This window comes from candidate division WOR-3 bacterium (genome assembly GCA_039804025.1).
Classification (GTDB): domain Bacteria; phylum Hydrothermota; class Hydrothermia; order Hydrothermales; family JAJRUZ01; genus JBCNVI01.
The window spans coordinates 1-17,489 of the sequence record JBDRZP010000007.1 but is presented as its reverse complement, the minus strand read 5'-3'; the positions used below and the strand labels follow the sequence as shown (position 1 = coordinate 17,489).

At 27.4% G+C, this 17,489-nt stretch carries 17 protein-coding genes; 3 read left to right on the top strand and 14 right to left on the bottom strand.

Annotated elements, in window-relative coordinates:
- The first annotated feature begins 39 nt into the window (after positions 1–39).
- Entirely contained in the window at positions 40–519 is a 480-nt protein-coding gene (locus ABIN73_03695) for a hypothetical protein (GenBank protein MEO0268826.1), read from the top strand.
- Between the two features lie 8 nt (positions 520–527).
- The gene (gene rtcA, locus ABIN73_03690) at positions 528–1,541 is read left to right on the top strand and encodes an RNA 3'-terminal phosphate cyclase (GenBank protein MEO0268825.1); all 1,014 of its coding nucleotides are present in this window, start codon (positions 528–530) and stop codon (positions 1,539–1,541) included.
- On the opposite strand, the gene ABIN73_03685 is transcribed toward rtcA, so the two are convergent.
- The 9 genes from ABIN73_03685 to ABIN73_03645 are packed head-to-tail and all read right to left on the bottom strand — an operon-like array spanning position 1,528 to position 10,422.
- Positions 1,528–2,175: an ABC transporter ATP-binding protein gene (locus ABIN73_03685; protein MEO0268824.1), complete on the bottom strand. Its 648-nt coding sequence runs from the start codon at positions 2,173–2,175 to the stop codon at positions 1,528–1,530. The two genes, rtcA and ABIN73_03685, sit on opposite strands and share 14 nt — an antisense overlap.
- Positions 2,145–3,017, bottom strand: coding sequence for a hypothetical protein (locus ABIN73_03680; GenBank protein ID MEO0268823.1), 873 nt, complete (start codon positions 3,015–3,017; stop codon positions 2,145–2,147). Before ABIN73_03680 ends, ABIN73_03685 begins: the two co-directional genes overlap by 31 nt.
- A gap of 37 nt (positions 3,018–3,054) precedes the next feature.
- Positions 3,055–3,762: a M28 family peptidase gene (locus ABIN73_03675; GenBank protein ID MEO0268822.1), complete on the bottom strand. Its 708-nt coding sequence runs from the start codon at positions 3,760–3,762 to the stop codon at positions 3,055–3,057.
- A gap of 29 nt (positions 3,763–3,791) precedes the next feature.
- On the bottom strand, positions 3,792–5,612 hold the full coding sequence (locus tag ABIN73_03670; protein ID MEO0268821.1) for a hypothetical protein: 1,821 nt from the start codon (positions 5,610–5,612) through the stop codon (positions 3,792–3,794).
- On the bottom strand, positions 5,609–6,379 hold the full coding sequence (locus ABIN73_03665) for a protein-glutamate O-methyltransferase CheR (protein MEO0268820.1): 771 nt from the start codon (positions 6,377–6,379) through the stop codon (positions 5,609–5,611). Before ABIN73_03665 ends, ABIN73_03670 begins: the two co-directional genes overlap by 4 nt.
- Positions 6,372–7,949, bottom strand: coding sequence for a tetratricopeptide repeat protein (locus tag ABIN73_03660; protein MEO0268819.1), 1,578 nt, complete (start codon positions 7,947–7,949; stop codon positions 6,372–6,374). The genes ABIN73_03665 and ABIN73_03660 overlap by 8 nt, the downstream gene beginning before the upstream one ends.
- Positions 7,946–9,820, bottom strand: coding sequence for a DnaA/Hda family protein (locus ABIN73_03655; protein MEO0268818.1), 1,875 nt, complete (start codon positions 9,818–9,820; stop codon positions 7,946–7,948). The genes ABIN73_03660 and ABIN73_03655 overlap by 4 nt, the downstream gene beginning before the upstream one ends.
- Positions 9,817–10,215 carry a hypothetical protein gene (locus ABIN73_03650; GenBank protein MEO0268817.1) on the bottom strand — a complete coding sequence of 133 codons (399 nt, stop codon included), beginning with the start codon at positions 10,213–10,215 and terminating at the stop codon, positions 9,817–9,819. Before ABIN73_03650 ends, ABIN73_03655 begins: the two co-directional genes overlap by 4 nt.
- A 27-nt stretch (positions 10,216–10,242) precedes the next feature.
- A complete protein-coding gene (locus ABIN73_03645) occupies positions 10,243–10,422 on the bottom strand; it encodes a hypothetical protein (protein MEO0268816.1) in 180 nt (59 codons plus the stop codon).
- Positions 10,423–10,571: 149 nt separating this feature from the next.
- On the opposite strand from ABIN73_03645, the gene ABIN73_03640 reads away from it, so the two are divergent.
- Positions 10,572–11,819 (top strand): Glu/Leu/Phe/Val dehydrogenase, encoded by a 1,248-nt coding sequence (locus tag ABIN73_03640; GenBank protein MEO0268815.1) that lies wholly within the window; start codon positions 10,572–10,574, stop codon positions 11,817–11,819.
- Positions 11,820–11,916: 97 nt separating this feature from the next.
- On the opposite strand, the gene ABIN73_03635 is transcribed toward ABIN73_03640, so the two are convergent.
- The 5 genes from ABIN73_03635 to ABIN73_03615 form a co-directional block, all read right to left on the bottom strand.
- Positions 11,917–13,164, bottom strand: a complete 1,248-nt coding sequence (locus ABIN73_03635) for an FAD-linked oxidase C-terminal domain-containing protein (protein MEO0268814.1) — start codon at positions 13,162–13,164, stop codon at positions 11,917–11,919.
- Between the two features lie 111 nt (positions 13,165–13,275).
- On the bottom strand, positions 13,276–13,788 hold the full coding sequence (locus ABIN73_03630) for a YIP1 family protein (GenBank protein ID MEO0268813.1): 513 nt from the start codon (positions 13,786–13,788) through the stop codon (positions 13,276–13,278).
- Positions 13,789–13,822: 34 nt separating this feature from the next.
- On the bottom strand, positions 13,823–16,483 hold the full coding sequence (locus ABIN73_03625; protein ID MEO0268812.1) for a M1 family metallopeptidase: 2,661 nt from the start codon (positions 16,481–16,483) through the stop codon (positions 13,823–13,825).
- Positions 16,480–16,824, bottom strand: a complete 345-nt coding sequence (locus tag ABIN73_03620) for a 6-carboxytetrahydropterin synthase (GenBank protein ID MEO0268811.1) — start codon at positions 16,822–16,824, stop codon at positions 16,480–16,482. The genes ABIN73_03625 and ABIN73_03620 overlap by 4 nt, the downstream gene beginning before the upstream one ends.
- On the bottom strand, positions 16,824–17,489 hold a 666-nt coding region (locus ABIN73_03615), incomplete at its 5' end, for a hypothetical protein (protein ID MEO0268810.1). The genes ABIN73_03615 and ABIN73_03620, both read right to left, overlap by 1 nt.

Below are 17,489 nucleotides of genomic sequence, written 5' to 3'. Positions count from 1 at the left end.
TTAAAGGTTCTATTCCATAAATCCATAAGGGAGAAAATAATGTCAACATATCTTATAAGAATTAAGGAAGGAAATTTAGAGTTAGAAATTCAGGGTGACAGGGATTTTGTTGAAAGAAAATTTAAGGAATTTTTAAAAACTTTTTTTAAAAAGTTTCCTGAAGAGAAGTATATTGAAAAAGAGAAATATTTTGAAAAAGAAAAAATCAAGTTAGAAGAGAGTGATTTAGAAAAAACAAAGGATTATTTTAAAAATTTTAAAATAAAAAGTAATACTGAAAAAATGTTACTTGCTGCGAGATTCTATTATGAGAATTTTGGAAGAAAATCCTTTACACTTTCTGATATAAAATCAATCTATAAAATAATGAAATGGAAAATATCAAAAAATCCCTCAACCTTTTTACAGAAGTTTAGAAAAAAAAATTTTATTTATTCTTTACCTAAAAAGAGGAATGGAAAACCACTTTATGTTTTAACTGAGAAAGGATTAGAATTCACTGAAAGTTTGAGGAAGTAAATTAGTATATGATTCAAATTGATGGCTCTTACCTTGAAGGTGGAGGTCAGATTTTAAGGATTTCTCTTTTTCTTTCACTATTAACAAAAAAGCCCTTTTATATCTATAACATTAGAAGAGGAAGACCAAATCCAGGGCTTAAAAACCAACATTTACATATTATAAAATGTTTAAAGGAAATATCTGATATAAAGGTAGAAGGTGATACTTTAAATTCCCTTGAAGTTAAATTTTTTCCAGGAAAAATTAAAGGCGGAAAGGTTAAAATGGATTTTAAAACCGCTGGTTCAATTCCCCTTTTTTTACAGACAATTTTCCCTGTTTCCCTTATATCTGAAAAACCTTTATATCTTGAAATACAGGGGGGAACTGATGTAGAAGGTGCCCCCACCTTTGATTATTTCAGGTTTCATTTTTTACCTTTATTTGAAAAAATTCTTTTTGAAAATGAAATTTTTATTATAAGAAGGGGATATTACCCACAGGGTGGAGGTTTTGTTAAACTTAAATTTCATGGAAAACTTGATAAAATAAATCTAAATTTTGGAAAAGGAGAACTTAAAAAAATAGTGGGCAAATTATCAGGTTCAATAATTTTGAAAGAAAGAAGAGTTCTCGAAAGAATGAAAGAATCCTTTTTGAAAAAAGTTAAAGAAATAAATGTTATCAAGGATATAGAAATATCTTATGAGGAATCCCTTTCACCTGGATGTGCTTTTTTTATCAAGGGAATTTTTGATGGTAATAGAGAACTTGCTCTTGATATATTATGTAAAAAAGGAGTAAGTTCTGAAAAACTGGGTGAAGAAATTGCCGATAGATTTTTATTTCTCTTAAAAAGAGGTGATTCTCCTGATCCAAATCTTTCTGACCAGTTAGTTCCTTTTCTTTGTTTATATGGAGGAGAAATTTTTGTTCCAGAACCAACAAGACACTTTGAAACAGCAATCTGGACATGTAAACATTTTTTAAATTTTGAAGTAGAAAGAAGAGAAGGTTTTTTTAAATTTATTCCTCTCTGATAATTTCACCTTTTTTTAAATAATAGGCTTTTCTTTTCCTTTCAAAAATATCAGAATGGGTGTGACTTGATATACAGATTATTTTTCTATCAAGATTTTTAATGATATAATCTTCAAGAATTTTTACTCCCTTTTTATCAAGTGCATTAAAAGGTTCATCAAGATATAAAAATAGAGGGTCATGGAGCATTGATTTTATTAAGGAAATCCTCTGAAGCTGACCTCTTGAAAGTTCCTTTACTTTTTTGCGGAGATACTCACTTGTTTCAAAAATTTCAGAAATTTCAAAAATTACCTCTTTTTTTATATTATAAAATTTTGATGCAAATTCCAGATTCTCAAGACAGGTTAAGTCAGGATAAAGAAAGGGATTATGAGTTGAAAAGCCTATATTTTTTAAAATTTTTTCCTGATTGTCTCTTATTTTTTTTTCCATGTAAAATATTTCTCCACCTGAGGGGAAAAGTAAAAAGGAAAGAATTTTAAAAAGAGTTGTTTTACCCGCACCGTTGTCACCAATAAATAGATAAAGACCTTTTTCTTTTATTTCAAAATTTATATTTTTTAAAACATAAGTTTTTCTAAAAATTTTTTTTAAATCAATTACTCTGAGATAACTTCCCTTTTCTTCCATTTTTTTCTAAAAATAAAAAACAAAAATATTAAAAACAAAATTAATAAAAGAAAAGGTGGAATAAAATCCTTTAACATTTCACCTTTTTTGACTTTAATTTCAAAAGATAAAATTTCGTTAGCCTTTAAATTTTTAAAGGAATAAACATAAAAGCTTCCCTGTGGTGTTTGTAAATTTTCTTTTTCAAAATTCATCCTTGTTTTTAATTCAAGTTCCTTTGGTAGCATAACAAGAAATTCATTTGTTATAAAGGGTATTTTTCTTTCAAATTTAATCCTGTCAAAGGGGAGATGATAAAGCAAAGAAATTGTTTTTAACCCAGGTTTAAACCCTTCCTTATATATAAAGGAATTTTCAAAGAGTTTAAATTCAAAAGGAAGAACACCCTGTGGAGAAAAAATATGTGTAGCATTAGGAGGAAGAGGTATTCTAAATTCTCTTTTAACTGTTTTGTTATGAGCATTAAAAAAGTTGTAAACTTCAATTACCTGAATTAATCCAGGTGATGGTATAAAAGCAATATGTGCTCTCTGCAAAACCATTTGCTCATAATTTGAAACAGTGTCATAGACACTTAACCTTATTTTATCATCATCCTTAAGTATTGGATCAGTTCTGTATCTTATACCCTGATAGTTAATTTTCACAATATATATTCCCTTTCTATCATTTTTGAATAAAAACTTTCCCTCTCGGTCAGTTTTTGTGAAAGAGGAATCAATAAGTGAAAGAGCAGAGTCAAGTTCATAAAATGTTACTTTATAATCCTTTAAAGGAATGGAGTCTTTTAAAAGAAGTTCCCCTTTTAAAAATATTGAAAAAAATAATAATGTTATTTCCATGTTTATTTATACTATTTTTGAATTCCTAATTTCAAATTTATTCATTTAAATATTCAAAAAAGAATTCCCCTAATTTTTTTATATTTTCTATGCTTATCTTATCCCATGTATCTTTTTCTGTGTGCCAGTAAGGGTAGTCAAAATCAATTAAAAGAATAACCTTTTCCCCTTTCTTTAGAAGGGGTAAATGGTCATCAATTATATAATGTTTTACTTTTTTGAACATAAAATCCTTTTTCCTTTTTTCTGCAAAATCAAAAATCTTTAAGGTTAAATCTGGAGCTAATTCATAAGAAAAACCTTCCATAAAAATTTCAAGGTTTTTGTCACCGATCATATCAAAAATAACTCCCCATTCAATTTTATAATTTTTTGTTTTTGCAAAATGTTTTGAACCGTAAAGAGGTGCATTATCACCGAAATCTTCCCCATCAAAGAAGACAAATAGAAAATTTTTATGAGTATTTTTAAGTAAATTTGCCAAATATAAAAGTAAAAGAACACCTGAACCTGAATCATTTGCACCTTCTATACCAGGCTTTGTATCATAGTGGGTTCCAAGAAGTATGAAATTTCCTTTTCCCTTTTTAAATATTAAATTAAAAAATTTATACCCATCTTCATAAAAAGAATCTATCTCAGATTTAAATCCCATTCTTTCAAATTCCTTTAAGAGAAATTTTCTTAAATTTTCATGAGCAAAAGTTCCCGGAACTCTTGGTCCAATTGACATTAAAAAATTCATATAAAAAATCAAAATTGAATCCTTTATCATTAAAATATTGAAAAGGGAAAAGTTTTTATGTCAACTCCAATACAGAAAATTCCCTTTTTTGGGGGTATTATTACCCATCTATCCCTAATCATAACTTTATCAAGTTTTTTATTAGCCTTTAAGTCAAAAATAAAGGCTTCAAGAGGTTTTCCCTTAAAAAGAATTTTTATATTATCTTTTTCATCTGAATAAAGGTATATATAAAGCATATTTTCTTTAACATCCATATAAATAAAATTTGTATCTTCATTTTTTATTTCAAAAATTGATGAAAGTTCCTTTTTAGGCGAGCCTTCAAAAATAATGGGTTTGTATTTATACTTCATATACTCAAGGATTAAAGATTCAGAAATTTTCTTTATATCAAGGCTTACCTTTCCTTCAAAAATAAGTTTCAAGGTATTATTATATTTTTTAACACCGATTCCAGGTATTGTTTTTATAAGATATCTGTTATCACCATCAATAATAAGAAAACCGGAATAGGTTTTCTCAAGAGTCAATTCCTCTAACTCAAAGAGGGAAAATTCTCTAATATTTAAATTTTTTTCACTCCCTATTAAAATTTCACATTTATTTATATTTTTTAGTTTTCCTCTTATTTTTAAAAGATTTTCATGAGGAATTAATGTAATTGAATAATCGTAAGATTTATCACTCAATCTTAATTTTGATTTAGTTTTAATAAAGTTTTCCTTTATAACTTCTTCTTCATAAATTCCACCTTTAAGTTCACCTTTTTCACCAATTAATTTTGTAAGAATTAAAAGTTCATAAAATTTTATGTTACCTCTATTATAAATTCTAAAATCCAGATTTTTTTCATAGGATTCTTCTTCTTTCAATTCTGAAAAGGAAAAAGGCTTTGCTTCTGCCTTATAAAGTTTGTTATTTATTATTCTGTAATAATTAAATTTATAGGGTAAAGGATTGAATACTGATAATTTTTTACTATTATCAAGAAAATCTTCTTTTAACTTTTTACCATAGTGCTTTATTTCCCTTATTTCTTCTTTTAAAAGTTCGATATTTTCTGAATTATAGAGGGTTAAAAAATTTTTTATTTTTTCTTTAATATAATAATTTGAAATATTGGGATTTTCAATTTTTAATACTATGTTTAAAATATGGTATTTAAAAATAGTTTCTTCAAGCTTTTTAAAATAAGGAAAACTTTTCTTTATTTTGACTTCTGATTTAAATTCATACAATTCACCCTTATCAGGAATACTTGATGTTATTTCTTCAATGGAGAATAAATTTTTACTAATATCCTCTTTTATTAGAAAGGAATCAAGGAATACAATTTTTGAGTCAGAAGAAACATTAACTATTTTTATTTCATTTTCAATATCATTTACTATTAAGTAGGGTCTTTTTACAGGAACTCTTGAAAATATGAATTCTATGCCAAATCCCTTTAAAAGTGCTAAAAATCCTTTAGGAAGTTTATTTATATAAGGCAAATAAACTGTTCTTTCTCCTGAAAAACTTTCCTTCAATTCTTCAAAAATAATTTTAAAGTTTAAAATCAAAGAAAAGGAATCAATAACATTTACTGGAATAAAGTAATAAAGTGTGTTTAAACCAATTTTCTTTAATCTAAGGGGAAGGTTTATTTTAATTTCTTCTAAAATGTTTTCTTTATAAAATCTAAGGAAAAAGGAAGTGTTTGCTCCTAAGTATATATACCTTAGATTTCCCTTTTCCATTTCCTGTAATAATTTCTCAAATTTTATTCTCCATTCTGGATAACTTAAATTGTAACTTTCCTCATAATTTGTATCCAAAACAGGAATAAAAAATTTTTCTTCTTTCATAATTTTTTCAATATTCTTTCAGATTTTGAAATGTAATCAAATTTATCATTAAATTCAAAGGGAAGGAATTCTGTTTTACCAAGAACAAGAAACCCCCCTTTTTTCAGACTATTATATAGATTTTCGAATACAATTCTTTGTTTATCCTTAATAAAATATATAACAACATTTCTGCAAAGAACGAGGTCAAAATTAAAAAGTGGTGGTTTTTTTATTACATCATGAAGAAAAAATGTAATATTTTTTTTCAAATACTCAACTATTTTATATTTTCCATTTATTTTAAAAAAATATTTTTCAATAAATTCCTTAGGTGTTTCAATAAACTTATCAGGAAAATAAATCCCTTCTTTTGCCTTTTCAATTATTTCACTATCAATATCTGTTGCAAATATTTTGTAGTTTTCAATTTTTTCCTCGTTTAAAATTATGGCTAAAGAATAGGGTTCCTCTCCAGAGGCACATCCAGCACTCCATATATAAATTGTTTTTCTATTTCTTAACTCAGGTATAATTAACCTTCTTATTTCTTCAAAGGTATTTTTATTTCTGAAAAAGTATGATACATTTATTCCTATTTCATCTATAAATTTTTTTCTTTCTTCAAAATCACTTTCCAGTTTTTCAATATAATCGAGAAAATTTGAAAAACCGCTTTTCCTCATCCTTACTCTTATTCTTCTTTCAAGGTAACTATCTCTGTAATAGGATAAATCAATACCTGTTTTTTCAAGTATTATTTCTTTTATACTTTTTAAATCAAACATTAATAGTTTTTCTGATAATTTCAACATTTCTTTTTACCACTCTGTTTTCAGGTTCAATTTTTAAGATCTCTTCAAAATATTTAAGAGCATTTTCGTATTTACCTTCTTTTAAATAAATATTTCCCATTCTGAATAAGGCTTCCTTGTTATGCTTATCAATTGATAAAACCTGTGTGTATAGATTTTTACATTCATCAAATTTTCCCTTTTCATAATAAAAATCAGCAAGGGCGAGTTTATACTTTATATTTGATGGAGATAGTTTCATTGCATTTTTCAAAAATTCTTCAGCTTCCTTTATTTTTCCTAAGGCTCTGTATGATAAACCGAGACCATAATTAACCTCAGGATTTTTCGGATCATATCCTTTTATTATTGAAAGTATCTCTATAACCTGAAGAAACTTTTTTTCATTATAAAGTTTCTGAGCAAGAAGAATATAAGGTGTTTTTAAGAAAGATTTTTCCTTCATTAATGCTCTTATTATTTCCTCTGACTTTTCTTTTTCCCCAATTTTTTCAAAATAAATTGCCTTATTAAGTAAGAATCTCTCATCATCAATTTTAATTTCATTTAATTGTTTTATAATTTTTTCTGCTTCCTCTAACCTGTTAGTTTCGAGGTAAATATAAAGCAAATTGTTAAGTATTTTTGGATTAAGGGGGTCCAATTTTAATGCTTCATTTAAATAAGAAATTGCTTTTTCGAACTCCTTTTTATAAATAGAAAGAAGTCCTAAATAAAAATAACCTTCTGGTTTATTGGGAGCAAGCTCATTGAGTCTTTTAAATTCTCTCTCAGCCTCTTCAAATAATCCTGTTTTTAGAAAGGCATACCCTAAGTTTATATGTTCAAGAATTTTTGCTTTTGAAACTTCTTCCTTTTCAATTTTTTCTTTTGTTTCTATAACCTCTCTTAAGAGGAGATTTTTAAAAGTCTCAGCAAGGTCAAAGAGATTTTCACCTGTTTCCTCTAAAATTTCTTTTACAGTTTTTTTTCCATCAATCCTTTCAATAATTTTAGCTTCTTTTTCATCTCTTGGCACATAGGTTTTGTCTTTTAAAATACATATTTCATCTAAAGATGGAATAATATCTTCTATTTTTCGCCATTCATCAAAGGTTCTTGCAGATTCTAAAAGAAGATAAGAAGGGTCAATAGAAACAATGGGTTTTTCCTTTGGAAACTCATCAGGTTCAAAGTTAAAATATCCATCATTCCAAGAAATTGCATTGGCAACAAATTTTTTAATTTCCTCTTCGTAGGCTTTTTTAATTTCGTTTTCTGGAACATTAAGTTCTAAAAGAGCACTTCCTATATTTGGTTTTCCTTTGTCAACAAGTGATTTGGCTTCTTTTAACTTTTCCTCATCAATTATCCCTTTTGCTAAAAGAATTTCCCCTATTCTTTCAGGTCTATTAACCATTTTACCATATATTACTATTCCCCCCTTAAAATATAGTTCTAAAAAATCTTCTCCATTTGTTACTGATAACCTTCCTGTTTTTTTACCCATAACCATTAACTGAACTACATCAGAAAAAGGCACCTCTTTAAGAGAACCTCTCATGGGTAGTCCTCAAAAATTCTTTCTTCTATTATTTCAATATCAAAAATTATATTACTTTTCTCATTGGCTGAGTTTCCCTTTAGACTTATTTTAATTTCCTCTTTTTTTACTCTATTTTCAATTATTTTCTGTGTTTCCTTAAGATAATCTTCAAATTCTTTTAAATCAAAAAACTCTCTATTAAGAATTTCTTCTTTTAGATTTTCATCGAGGTTCAAGTTTTCTTTTTTTATTTTTTCATTTAAAATTTCTTCAAGTATTTTTCTATCTGGTTTTTTTAAGGAAACATTTTTTGAAGACTCAAATACTTTTTTGTATTCCTCCGGTAAATAGATTTCTTCAGGATTTTTCTTTATTCCTATTAAAAATTTTTTCCCATTATTTTTTTCTTCTATAATTAAAGGTAAAATTTTATCTCTTAAATCCTCCACATCAAAAAATATTTCTGCATCATCTATTACAATAAAATTATAATCTTTAAAAATTGTATTAAGTTTACTTTCGTCTTCAAAGAATAAATCTGATATGTCATTTGAATGGTAAAAAACTTTTTTCTTTTCTTTATTTATTTCATAAGCATAAAGAAGATGAGTTGAAAGTCCCCTCCTTCCCTGAGAAAAGATAAGTAAAATCTCAGGTTTACCTTCTCTTGCTTGTTTTTTTATTTCTTCAAGAACATCTCTGTTATAATCAGACTCAATTATAAATACTTCTTCCTCTTCTTTTACTTCTATAATTTCTTCAATTTCTTTTTTTTCTTCTGTAGTACTGATTTCTTCAATTTCTTCAGTTTCTTCAGATTCCTTTATAGCTTCTTCTAGAATTATTGGTTCCTCTTTCTTTAAAACACTGCTTTTTATCTCTTCTATCCATTTTTCAACCTCAAGAACCCTATCAGGATCAAAAAGGGCTTTTTCAATTTCTATATCTTGAACACCTATTTCACCATAAATTTTTTGATACTCAATCAGTTTTGTAACATCGCTGATAAATTTTCTGTATTCTTCTTTTAAAATCTGCAAGTCTTTTACTCCTATAAGTTTTTTGAGTCTATCAGTTTTAAATCCCTTCATTTCCCATATATAAATTTTTTCCTTTAAGGCTGTTTTTAAAGCTTCCTCTTCCCTTGCAACTACTTCTAATTTTTCAAGGCTTTTTTCAATTTCAGGTATTATATCTGAAAAGAAGAGTATAGGAAGTGATATTCCTGTTATTTCTTCTATATCTTTTTCTTCAATTTTTTCTTTTGAAATAAACCTTAAAAAAATTTTATTTATATCACCTTCTATTTCTCTTATATTTTTGTAATTTTTCCTTGAAATCAAATTAATAAATCTTTCCTCTAATTCTATTCCTCTTTTAATTAGTTTCTCTTTTATAATGATTTTAATATCTTCTTCATCAGGTGGCAATATTTCTATTAAAAGGCCTCCTTTTATCCTTGATAAAAGTTCGAAAGGTAGGTCCTTTAATTCATTATAGGGAATTGAGGAAGAGAGAATTATTTCAACCTCATTCGCAAGAAGTATTTCAAAATTATTCGTGAACTCCTCAATTATTTCACTTTTTATTTTTGAAAAATTTTCAAAATTATCAATGATTAAAAATCCCTTTTTAAAATCGTATATTTTTTCATAATTTTTTTCAAATTCTTTTGGTATAAGAAAAAGGTCCTTAATGTTTTTTTCTCTTAATCTGTGTGTAAGAGCAGTTACAAGGTGGGTTTTACCCATTCCTGGTTCTGAGTATATAAAGACTGGATTGAAAACAAGTGGATCCTCTATTATGGTTTCAAGGGCTCTTTTTGCCATTCTGTTCCCTTTATATTCAACAAAGTTTTTAAAGGTAAATCTTGGATTTAAAAGGGTCATTTTTTCAAAAGTTCATTTATCTTTTTTGCAAGTTTTTTTGCCTGAACTTCTACCATTCCCAGTATAGTTCTATCATCAAAAAAGGTGGTAAGGAGCAGGTCTTCCCCAACCAGGGTGTAATATATATTCCAGCTATTACCTTCCTGAAAAAAAGTTACAAAATTTTTTTCTCCTATTATTCTTGCCAATTCTCTTGTGCTTTGAAAAATCCCTGCAAGTAATGCTGATATGGCAAGTAGATTAAAGGGAGTTTTAAAACCTGAAGAAACAAGTAATTGTCCTGAAAGGGTAGAAAGCATTGAAGAATGTGTGTTTGCTCTGTATGTAAAATCATCAAGCAATTTCTGTAATTCAACAAATTCTTCAACACCTAAAATTAAAGTGTCTTTATTCACATATATATTTTAAAATATTTTTCCCTTTTATTTCCCCTTTTCAAAAATCAAATGGTAACTAATAGAAAATAAAAGTAATGTCCAGGTCCCTTTCAGGTAGGTATAAGGTTTAAAAAGATGAGGGAATTCAGTGCCTGTAAGTTTTAAAACAATTGCTATTATAAAAGTAATAAGGGAAAGTATAAAAATTATTTTTGAAATGTTCATTTTTTAACCTCTTTTTTAAAAAGGGACTTGAACCTTATAATTATATTTTAAATTATTTGACTGAATTTGTAAAGTTATTATATAATTAATTTAAAAAGGAGGAGGGTTAAATCCCCTAAAATTTAAAAATAACAATTGGAGGACTAAAAATGGCTAAAAAAAATCCCTTTGAAGTTGCTCAGGAGCAGCTTGATAAAGCTGCCCAAGTTTTAAAACTTGAGCCTCATGTTCACGAGATGCTAAGGTGGCCTATGCGGGAAATACATGTTTCTATACCTGTAAAAATGGATAATGGAACTGTTAAGGTATTTAGAGGGTTCAGGGTTCAGTATAATGATGCTCTTGGCCCAACAAAGGGTGGTATAAGATTCCATCCTGAGGAAACTATTGATACTGTTAGAGCACTTGCAGCCTGGATGACATGGAAAACAGCACTTATGGATTTACCTTATGGTGGGGGAAAGGGTGGTGTTGTATGTAATCCAAAAGAAATGTCTCAAAGGGAACTGGAAGAACTTTCAAGAGGATATATAAGAGCTATAGCCCAGGTAATAGGACCTGAAAAGGATATTCCTGCTCCTGATGTTTACACAAATCCCCAGATAATGGCTTGGATGATGGATGAATTCAGTAAAATAAGACAGTATAATGCCCCTGGGGTAATTACCGGGAAACCTTTAAGAATAGGTGGTTCTGTTGGAAGAAATGATGCTACTGCAAGAGGTGGTATGTATGTATTGAGAGAAGCTGCTAAAAAACTCGGGATAGACCTTAAAAAAGCAACCTGTGCAATTCAGGGATACGGAAATGCAGGATACTTTGCCCACAAACTTATAACAGAAATGTTCGGAACAAAAGTTATTGCTGTCAGCGATTCAAAAGGTGGAATTTTAAACAAGAAAGGACTTCCCTTTGAGGAAGTTTTTGAACATAAAAATAAAACAGGTTCTGTAGTAGGTTTTAAAGGAAGTGAAAAAATAACAAATGAGGAGCTTCTTGAACTGGATGTGGATATTCTTATTCCAGCAGCACTTGAGGAAGTGATAACAGAAGAAAATGCAAATAAAATAAAGGCTAAAATAATTTTAGAGCTTGCAAATGGACCTGTTACTCCTGAAGCTGATGAAATTTTGCACAAGAAAAATATTTTATTTTTACCTGATTTTCTTGCTAATGCAGGTGGTGTTACTGTTTCTTACTTTGAATGGGTTCAGAATATTACTGGGTTTTACTGGGAAGAGGAAGAGGTTTATTCGAGACTTGATACAAAAATGACAAAGTCCTTTAATGCTGTCTGGGATGCTATGAAAGAATTTAATGTTGACCCCAGAACTGCTGCATACGCTGTGGCAGTGAGAAGAGTGGTGGAAGGAATGAAATTAAGAGGCTGGGTGTAATTAAGGAGATATATAACAGGGGGAGGGGAGAGTATTATTCTCCTTTTCCCCTTTTAAATCTTTAAATAAACTTTTATTCTATAATTTGAGTTAAAATTTAGTAAAAAATTTTTCCCGGGTTCAAAATGCCTTTTGGGTCAAAAATTTTTTTAATATCTTTATGAATTCTGTATAAAAAAGGTGATATTTCTCTTTTAAACCCTTCCTTTTTTAAATAACCTATTCCATGCTCTGCAGTTATTGTCCCACCATATTTTATTATGAGATTCCATATAATTTTTGAAATTTCCTTAATCAACCCTTTTTCATCCATTTTATAAGTCAAATTTATATGTATATTCCCATCACCAAGATGACCGAATATATAACCTTCTTTATTATAATCCTTAAGAATTTTTTTTATATCCTCAATAAATTCTATAGCTTTTGTTAATGTTATCCCTGCATCCTCTGAATGAACTTTAAAACCCATTTTTTCTGTTTCATAAAACATATTTTTTCTTATATTCCACATTCTTTCAATAGTATTTTTATCATCTCCTACAAAAATGTTATTTATCTTTTCTTTTTCCGTTAGTAAATAAAATCTTTCAATAATCTTTTCTATATCTTTTTCCCCTCCTTCAAAACTGATAAAGAGTATAGAACTTTCTATTTGGAAAAAATTTTTAATTTTCTCTTTTACTAAATTAAAACAACTTTTATCCATAAATTCAATTACTGAAGGGAAAAATTTATTTTTGATAATTTTTTTTACAAACTCAAAAAGTTTATTATTTTCTTCAAATCCAAGCATTATAAGAATCTCTTTTTCAGGTTTTGGAATTACCTTAAGAGTAATCTTTGTAAATAATGCAAGTGTTCCTTCAGAACCACATAAGAAATTCAATAGGTTGTAACCAGCCTTCCATTTTCTTGTTCTTTTACCTATTGTTTCTACTTTCCCATTTGGAAATACACATTCCAGTTCAAGAAGGTAATTTGATGTAACACCATATTTATAAGCCTTAGGACCCCCTGCGTTTGTTGCAACATTACCACCAATGGTACATGAATCAAGACTCATTGGATCAGGTGGATAAAAAAGATCAAAGGATTTAAGAACTTTATTAATTTCCCCTGTAATTACACCAGGCTCAAGGACCACATATTGATTTATTTCGTCAATATCAATAATTTTATTCATCCTTTCAAAGGATATAACACCACCTTTTAAAGGAACAGCACCACCTGAAAGACCTGTTCCCCCTCCTCTTGGTGTTATTGGAATTTTATACTTAAAGCAGTATTTAATAAATTCAGAGACTTCTTCTACTTTTTGAGGAAGAAATACAAATTCTGGTATTTTACCCTTAACCGGTGATTCGTCCTCAGAATATTTGATTAATAAATCTTTATCTCTTAATAATTTATTTTCAAATTTAGTTAAAATTTCTTTTATTCTTGATTAAGATTTTTATCCTCTCATTCCAATTACAGCAAGGGCTGCAGCCCCAAAAAGAAGAAACAGGAAGAAGACTACACCAATCGGTATTAGAACAACAAGAACTGCTTTAGGAAGATCAAGTTCATGAACAATCTGTGTTACCTTTATGGCAACAATTACCATCCATATTAAGGCAATGGCACCAAGAAAAGAGCCTATAAAAGGTATAACTGTTACCCATTGAATTATATCAGACATTGCAAGAGGTTTAAAGTAAGAGAGGTAATTTCCTTTACCACCGAAGATTTTTGCAATAATCCACAATATTCCAACCCAAATAAAAAATCCAATCACAGCAACAATTGGACCAGTGATTATACCTGGAATAAACTTAAAAGAACCAATTGAACTTGCAAGTCCCGCAATAGCAACAATTAAAATTGAAAAATTTAAATATTCAGGTTTTTCAGATACTTCCTTTATTACATCTTCTTTTAATTGTAAAATTGAAAGAGCTTTTTCAATTATTTTTCCAAAATCCATTTTTTTTCTTTCTATTTTTTAGGATTTGAACCTTTTATTCAAAAAATTTTAACACAATTTTAATTCTAAAATCAAAATTGTTCTTTTCCTTATTAAGGTGAGGGTTATTTATATAAAAAGGTAAATATATTTTCAACATAAAATTCTTAAAGTATTTTATAAAGTAAATTCCTGAATCCCAAAGATTGAAGTCACCCCATAAAATCTTTTCATAGAAAATTCCAAAATTTTTAAAACCCGAAGAAAAGAAAAAAGATAATACATTTTTAAATCTTACAAATTTATAGCCTTTTAAATAAATTCCTTCCTCACCTGTAAAGGTATAATCAGAAGATAAAAGAGAAATTCTTTCAAAAGGGGAACTCAAGATATCATAAGAGGAAATGGAATAATTATTAAAGAACTCCTGTAAAGGGAAATGACCCTCAATTCTGCCGTAAAAAAATTTTATATTTATAAGGTCAAAAGGATTTATGTAAGATAAATATGGATAAAAAGGGCTAAAAGAAAGTTCATATTTTATAAAAAATTTTTTAAAGTTATAATCTCCTGAAAATCTTTGGGGATAAAAAGAAAAATTAATGTTAATCTCATTATAAAATAAGTCAGTGACAGGGAAAATATAAAATCCAAAATTAAAACCTGCATAATTGGCATCATCAAAAAATTTACTTTCTTTTTTTGAGTTTTTATAAATAAATTCTGAAAGAAAAATTCCTTTTTTAGGATCCAATGAATATTCCTGATATCTTTTTTTAAAACCTATTTTTAGGAAATAATTACTTTCAAAAAATAGAGAATTTAGGTATATGATATTCTGGGGAAAAACAAAAGGAAAACTTATGCCATATTTAAGGTTATAATAAATATCCTTTCTCTTTGTAGAATAGAAAATTTCTCCATTAAGAAAGGGGTATTTTCTTAAATATGAAAAAGTAAAATTAAAACCAGGGGAAATGTGAGAAAAAGGTGAATAAAATAAAAAGGGAAAATAATTTAAATGGAGTCCATTTTCTTGAGGGTTATGATTTAAGGATAATTTTCTTTCAAAATTAACTGGATAAAAGTTATTTATTCTTTTTATGTCGAGAGAAAAATTATAAGGGTCAAGAATTATTTTTTCAGGTTCAAAATCCGTTTGAATTTTTATAATAGTATCCCTTTTGAAAAAATCTATTTTTGTTTTAAAAGTATCTTTACCTTTTACAAGAAATAAACTAATTGGATAAATTGTATTACCATTATTTTTAATTTTAATTTCATTTAACCATTTATCTTTTTCTTTAAATTTTTTAAATTTTACAATCTCATAATCACTTAAAGGTAATCCCTTTACATATATATTTTTTATCTCTTTTAAAGATTTCCCGTAAATTTCCTCTGCTACTTTAAATAAACTATCAGTATCGGGATGTTTAAATCTAAATCTTATGTAGTATTCCTTTAGAAATTTTTCAAAATTTTCTTCTCCCATTATATCAAAAAGTATTGCATAAATATGAGACCCTTTTGAATAAACTGAAAAATAATTATTCTTAAAAGCATAAGAAGGCGTTAAGAGAATATCATCAAAACCTTCCCTTATTGTTTCAGTTATATCTTTTGTATTCTCATAGAAAATTTTTAAATTTTTTTTCTTTTTAACTTCGTAATAATCAGTTATAAAAGAAGTGCCTCCCTCATCAAGCCATGCTTCATCTTCCTGATTTGAAGCAAGAATCCCCATAAAATATGTGTGACCAACCTCATGAAGAATTAAATCAAATGTATCTCCACCGCATAAAGCAAAACCAGGATACTCCATCCCTCCTCCGATTAAACCATCCACAATCTTTAGCCATTTATAAGGATATTCACCAAATATTTCTTTTAAATAGTTATATGCCCTTACTCCCCTTATTAAAAAGGAATCTTTGTAAGATTCATTTTTTTTCCTGTAAAAGGCAATAATATGAGTATTATCAATTATCGTATCCTGATATAGAAAATCTGGATCACAAGAGAAAAAGTAATCTATTATATTTTCAGCTTTAAAAATTACCTCTTTAAAGCCATCTTTTCTTACAGTATCATTTTTTGAAATGCATTCTCCAACACCTGCTACAATAAAATTACCAGGAACTTTAATTTTAACAGTATAATTGGAAAAGTTATGATAAAATTCAGCATTAAAATGCCATTTTCTATTATGCCATCCTTTTTCATCAAATACACACATAACAGGATAAAACTGACCAAAATCATAGTGATTTTTATTATAACCTGATCGGTATCTAAATAAAGATGGAACCTTACTTTTAAAATATATCTCAAATTTTATTGAATCCGATGGTTTTAGGTCCTCTTCAAGGGGTATTAAAAGCAAAGTTTCGTCTATTTTAAATCTAACCTTTTTATTTTTAATTTTTACTGAATCTACTTCTATATAGCCATCTTTATAAAAAAATTTTCCTATTATTCTTATAAATGAAATGAGATAATCCTTGAAAAAACTTTTATATGCATATGTGTTAAGATTTTTGTAAGCATTGTTATATAAATGGAGATATAACTCCTTTAGAACATAAGGTGAATTATTTTTATAGATTATTTCCTCATAACCTTTCAAAATATCCTTTAAAGTGTCAAGTTCTAAATCCATCTTGTAATTTACCTTTTGCTCCCAGAGTAGAATAAAAAATATAAGAAGACTCATTTTCTGTATATTACACAGAAATTGTCATCCTGCCATAATTCAATTTCTTTAACATCAAATACTTCTTTTATACTTTCATAAAAATATTCTGCAATATTTTCTGTTGAAGTGGGGAAGGGAAATCTTTCATTTAAATTTTCTCCTTCATTGGGCAAAAGCTTATCTATAAATTTTTTAATTTCCATAAAATCAATTGTATAACCTTCATCATTTCTTTCATTGACATTTATTGAGACTATGAGCGTATAAAGGTGCTCATGAAGCTCTTCTTTTTTTCCCTTATAAGATAAGAGGGCATGTTTTGCCCTGAAACTATTTTTATATTTTAATATAAAAGCCATTATAAGAGCCCTCTTTTTTTTCTTAAATATATTTCAATTGAGTAAAAGGTTATAAATAATAATAAGAGAAAAATACTTTTTGAGGAAAATATTTCTTTTTTAAAAATTTTTTCTTTATCCTTTATCTTATAATCGTAATTCAAAGGTATCTTTTCTCCACCTGTATAGAGTCTTGCTGATTCAAGAAATTGAATATCAAAAAATTTTGGCTTTTCTTTTTCTTCTTCTATTTCTAAATTAAAAGTTTTATTAAAAATTTTTATAAGATATTTACCCTTTTTAAAATTTATTAAAGGTGATTCATATATATTTTCTGTTTCTCTTTTAAGAGAATATTTTTTTCCATTTATGTAAAAAGGCAAAAAGGGAGGGATTTCACCAAAACTTTTAATAAAAAAGGATAAACTGAATTCACCTTCTGTTTCTTTTTCTGAGAAAAGAGGAACTATTTTAGGATCTAAATTTGATAAAAAATTTTTTCTTATTATTTCTATAAATTTTTTTTCTAAATTTCTTTCTGATGCAAGATTTATTTTCCATAAGTCAGGTGTTGATATTATCAAATTTTTTTCATCGGTCAAAATTAAAGGCAATTTTTTGTTATCTAAGAAGAAATAAAAAAGTGTATCTCCCTTTAAATTTTTTTTAATTTCAATTTTTTCAAT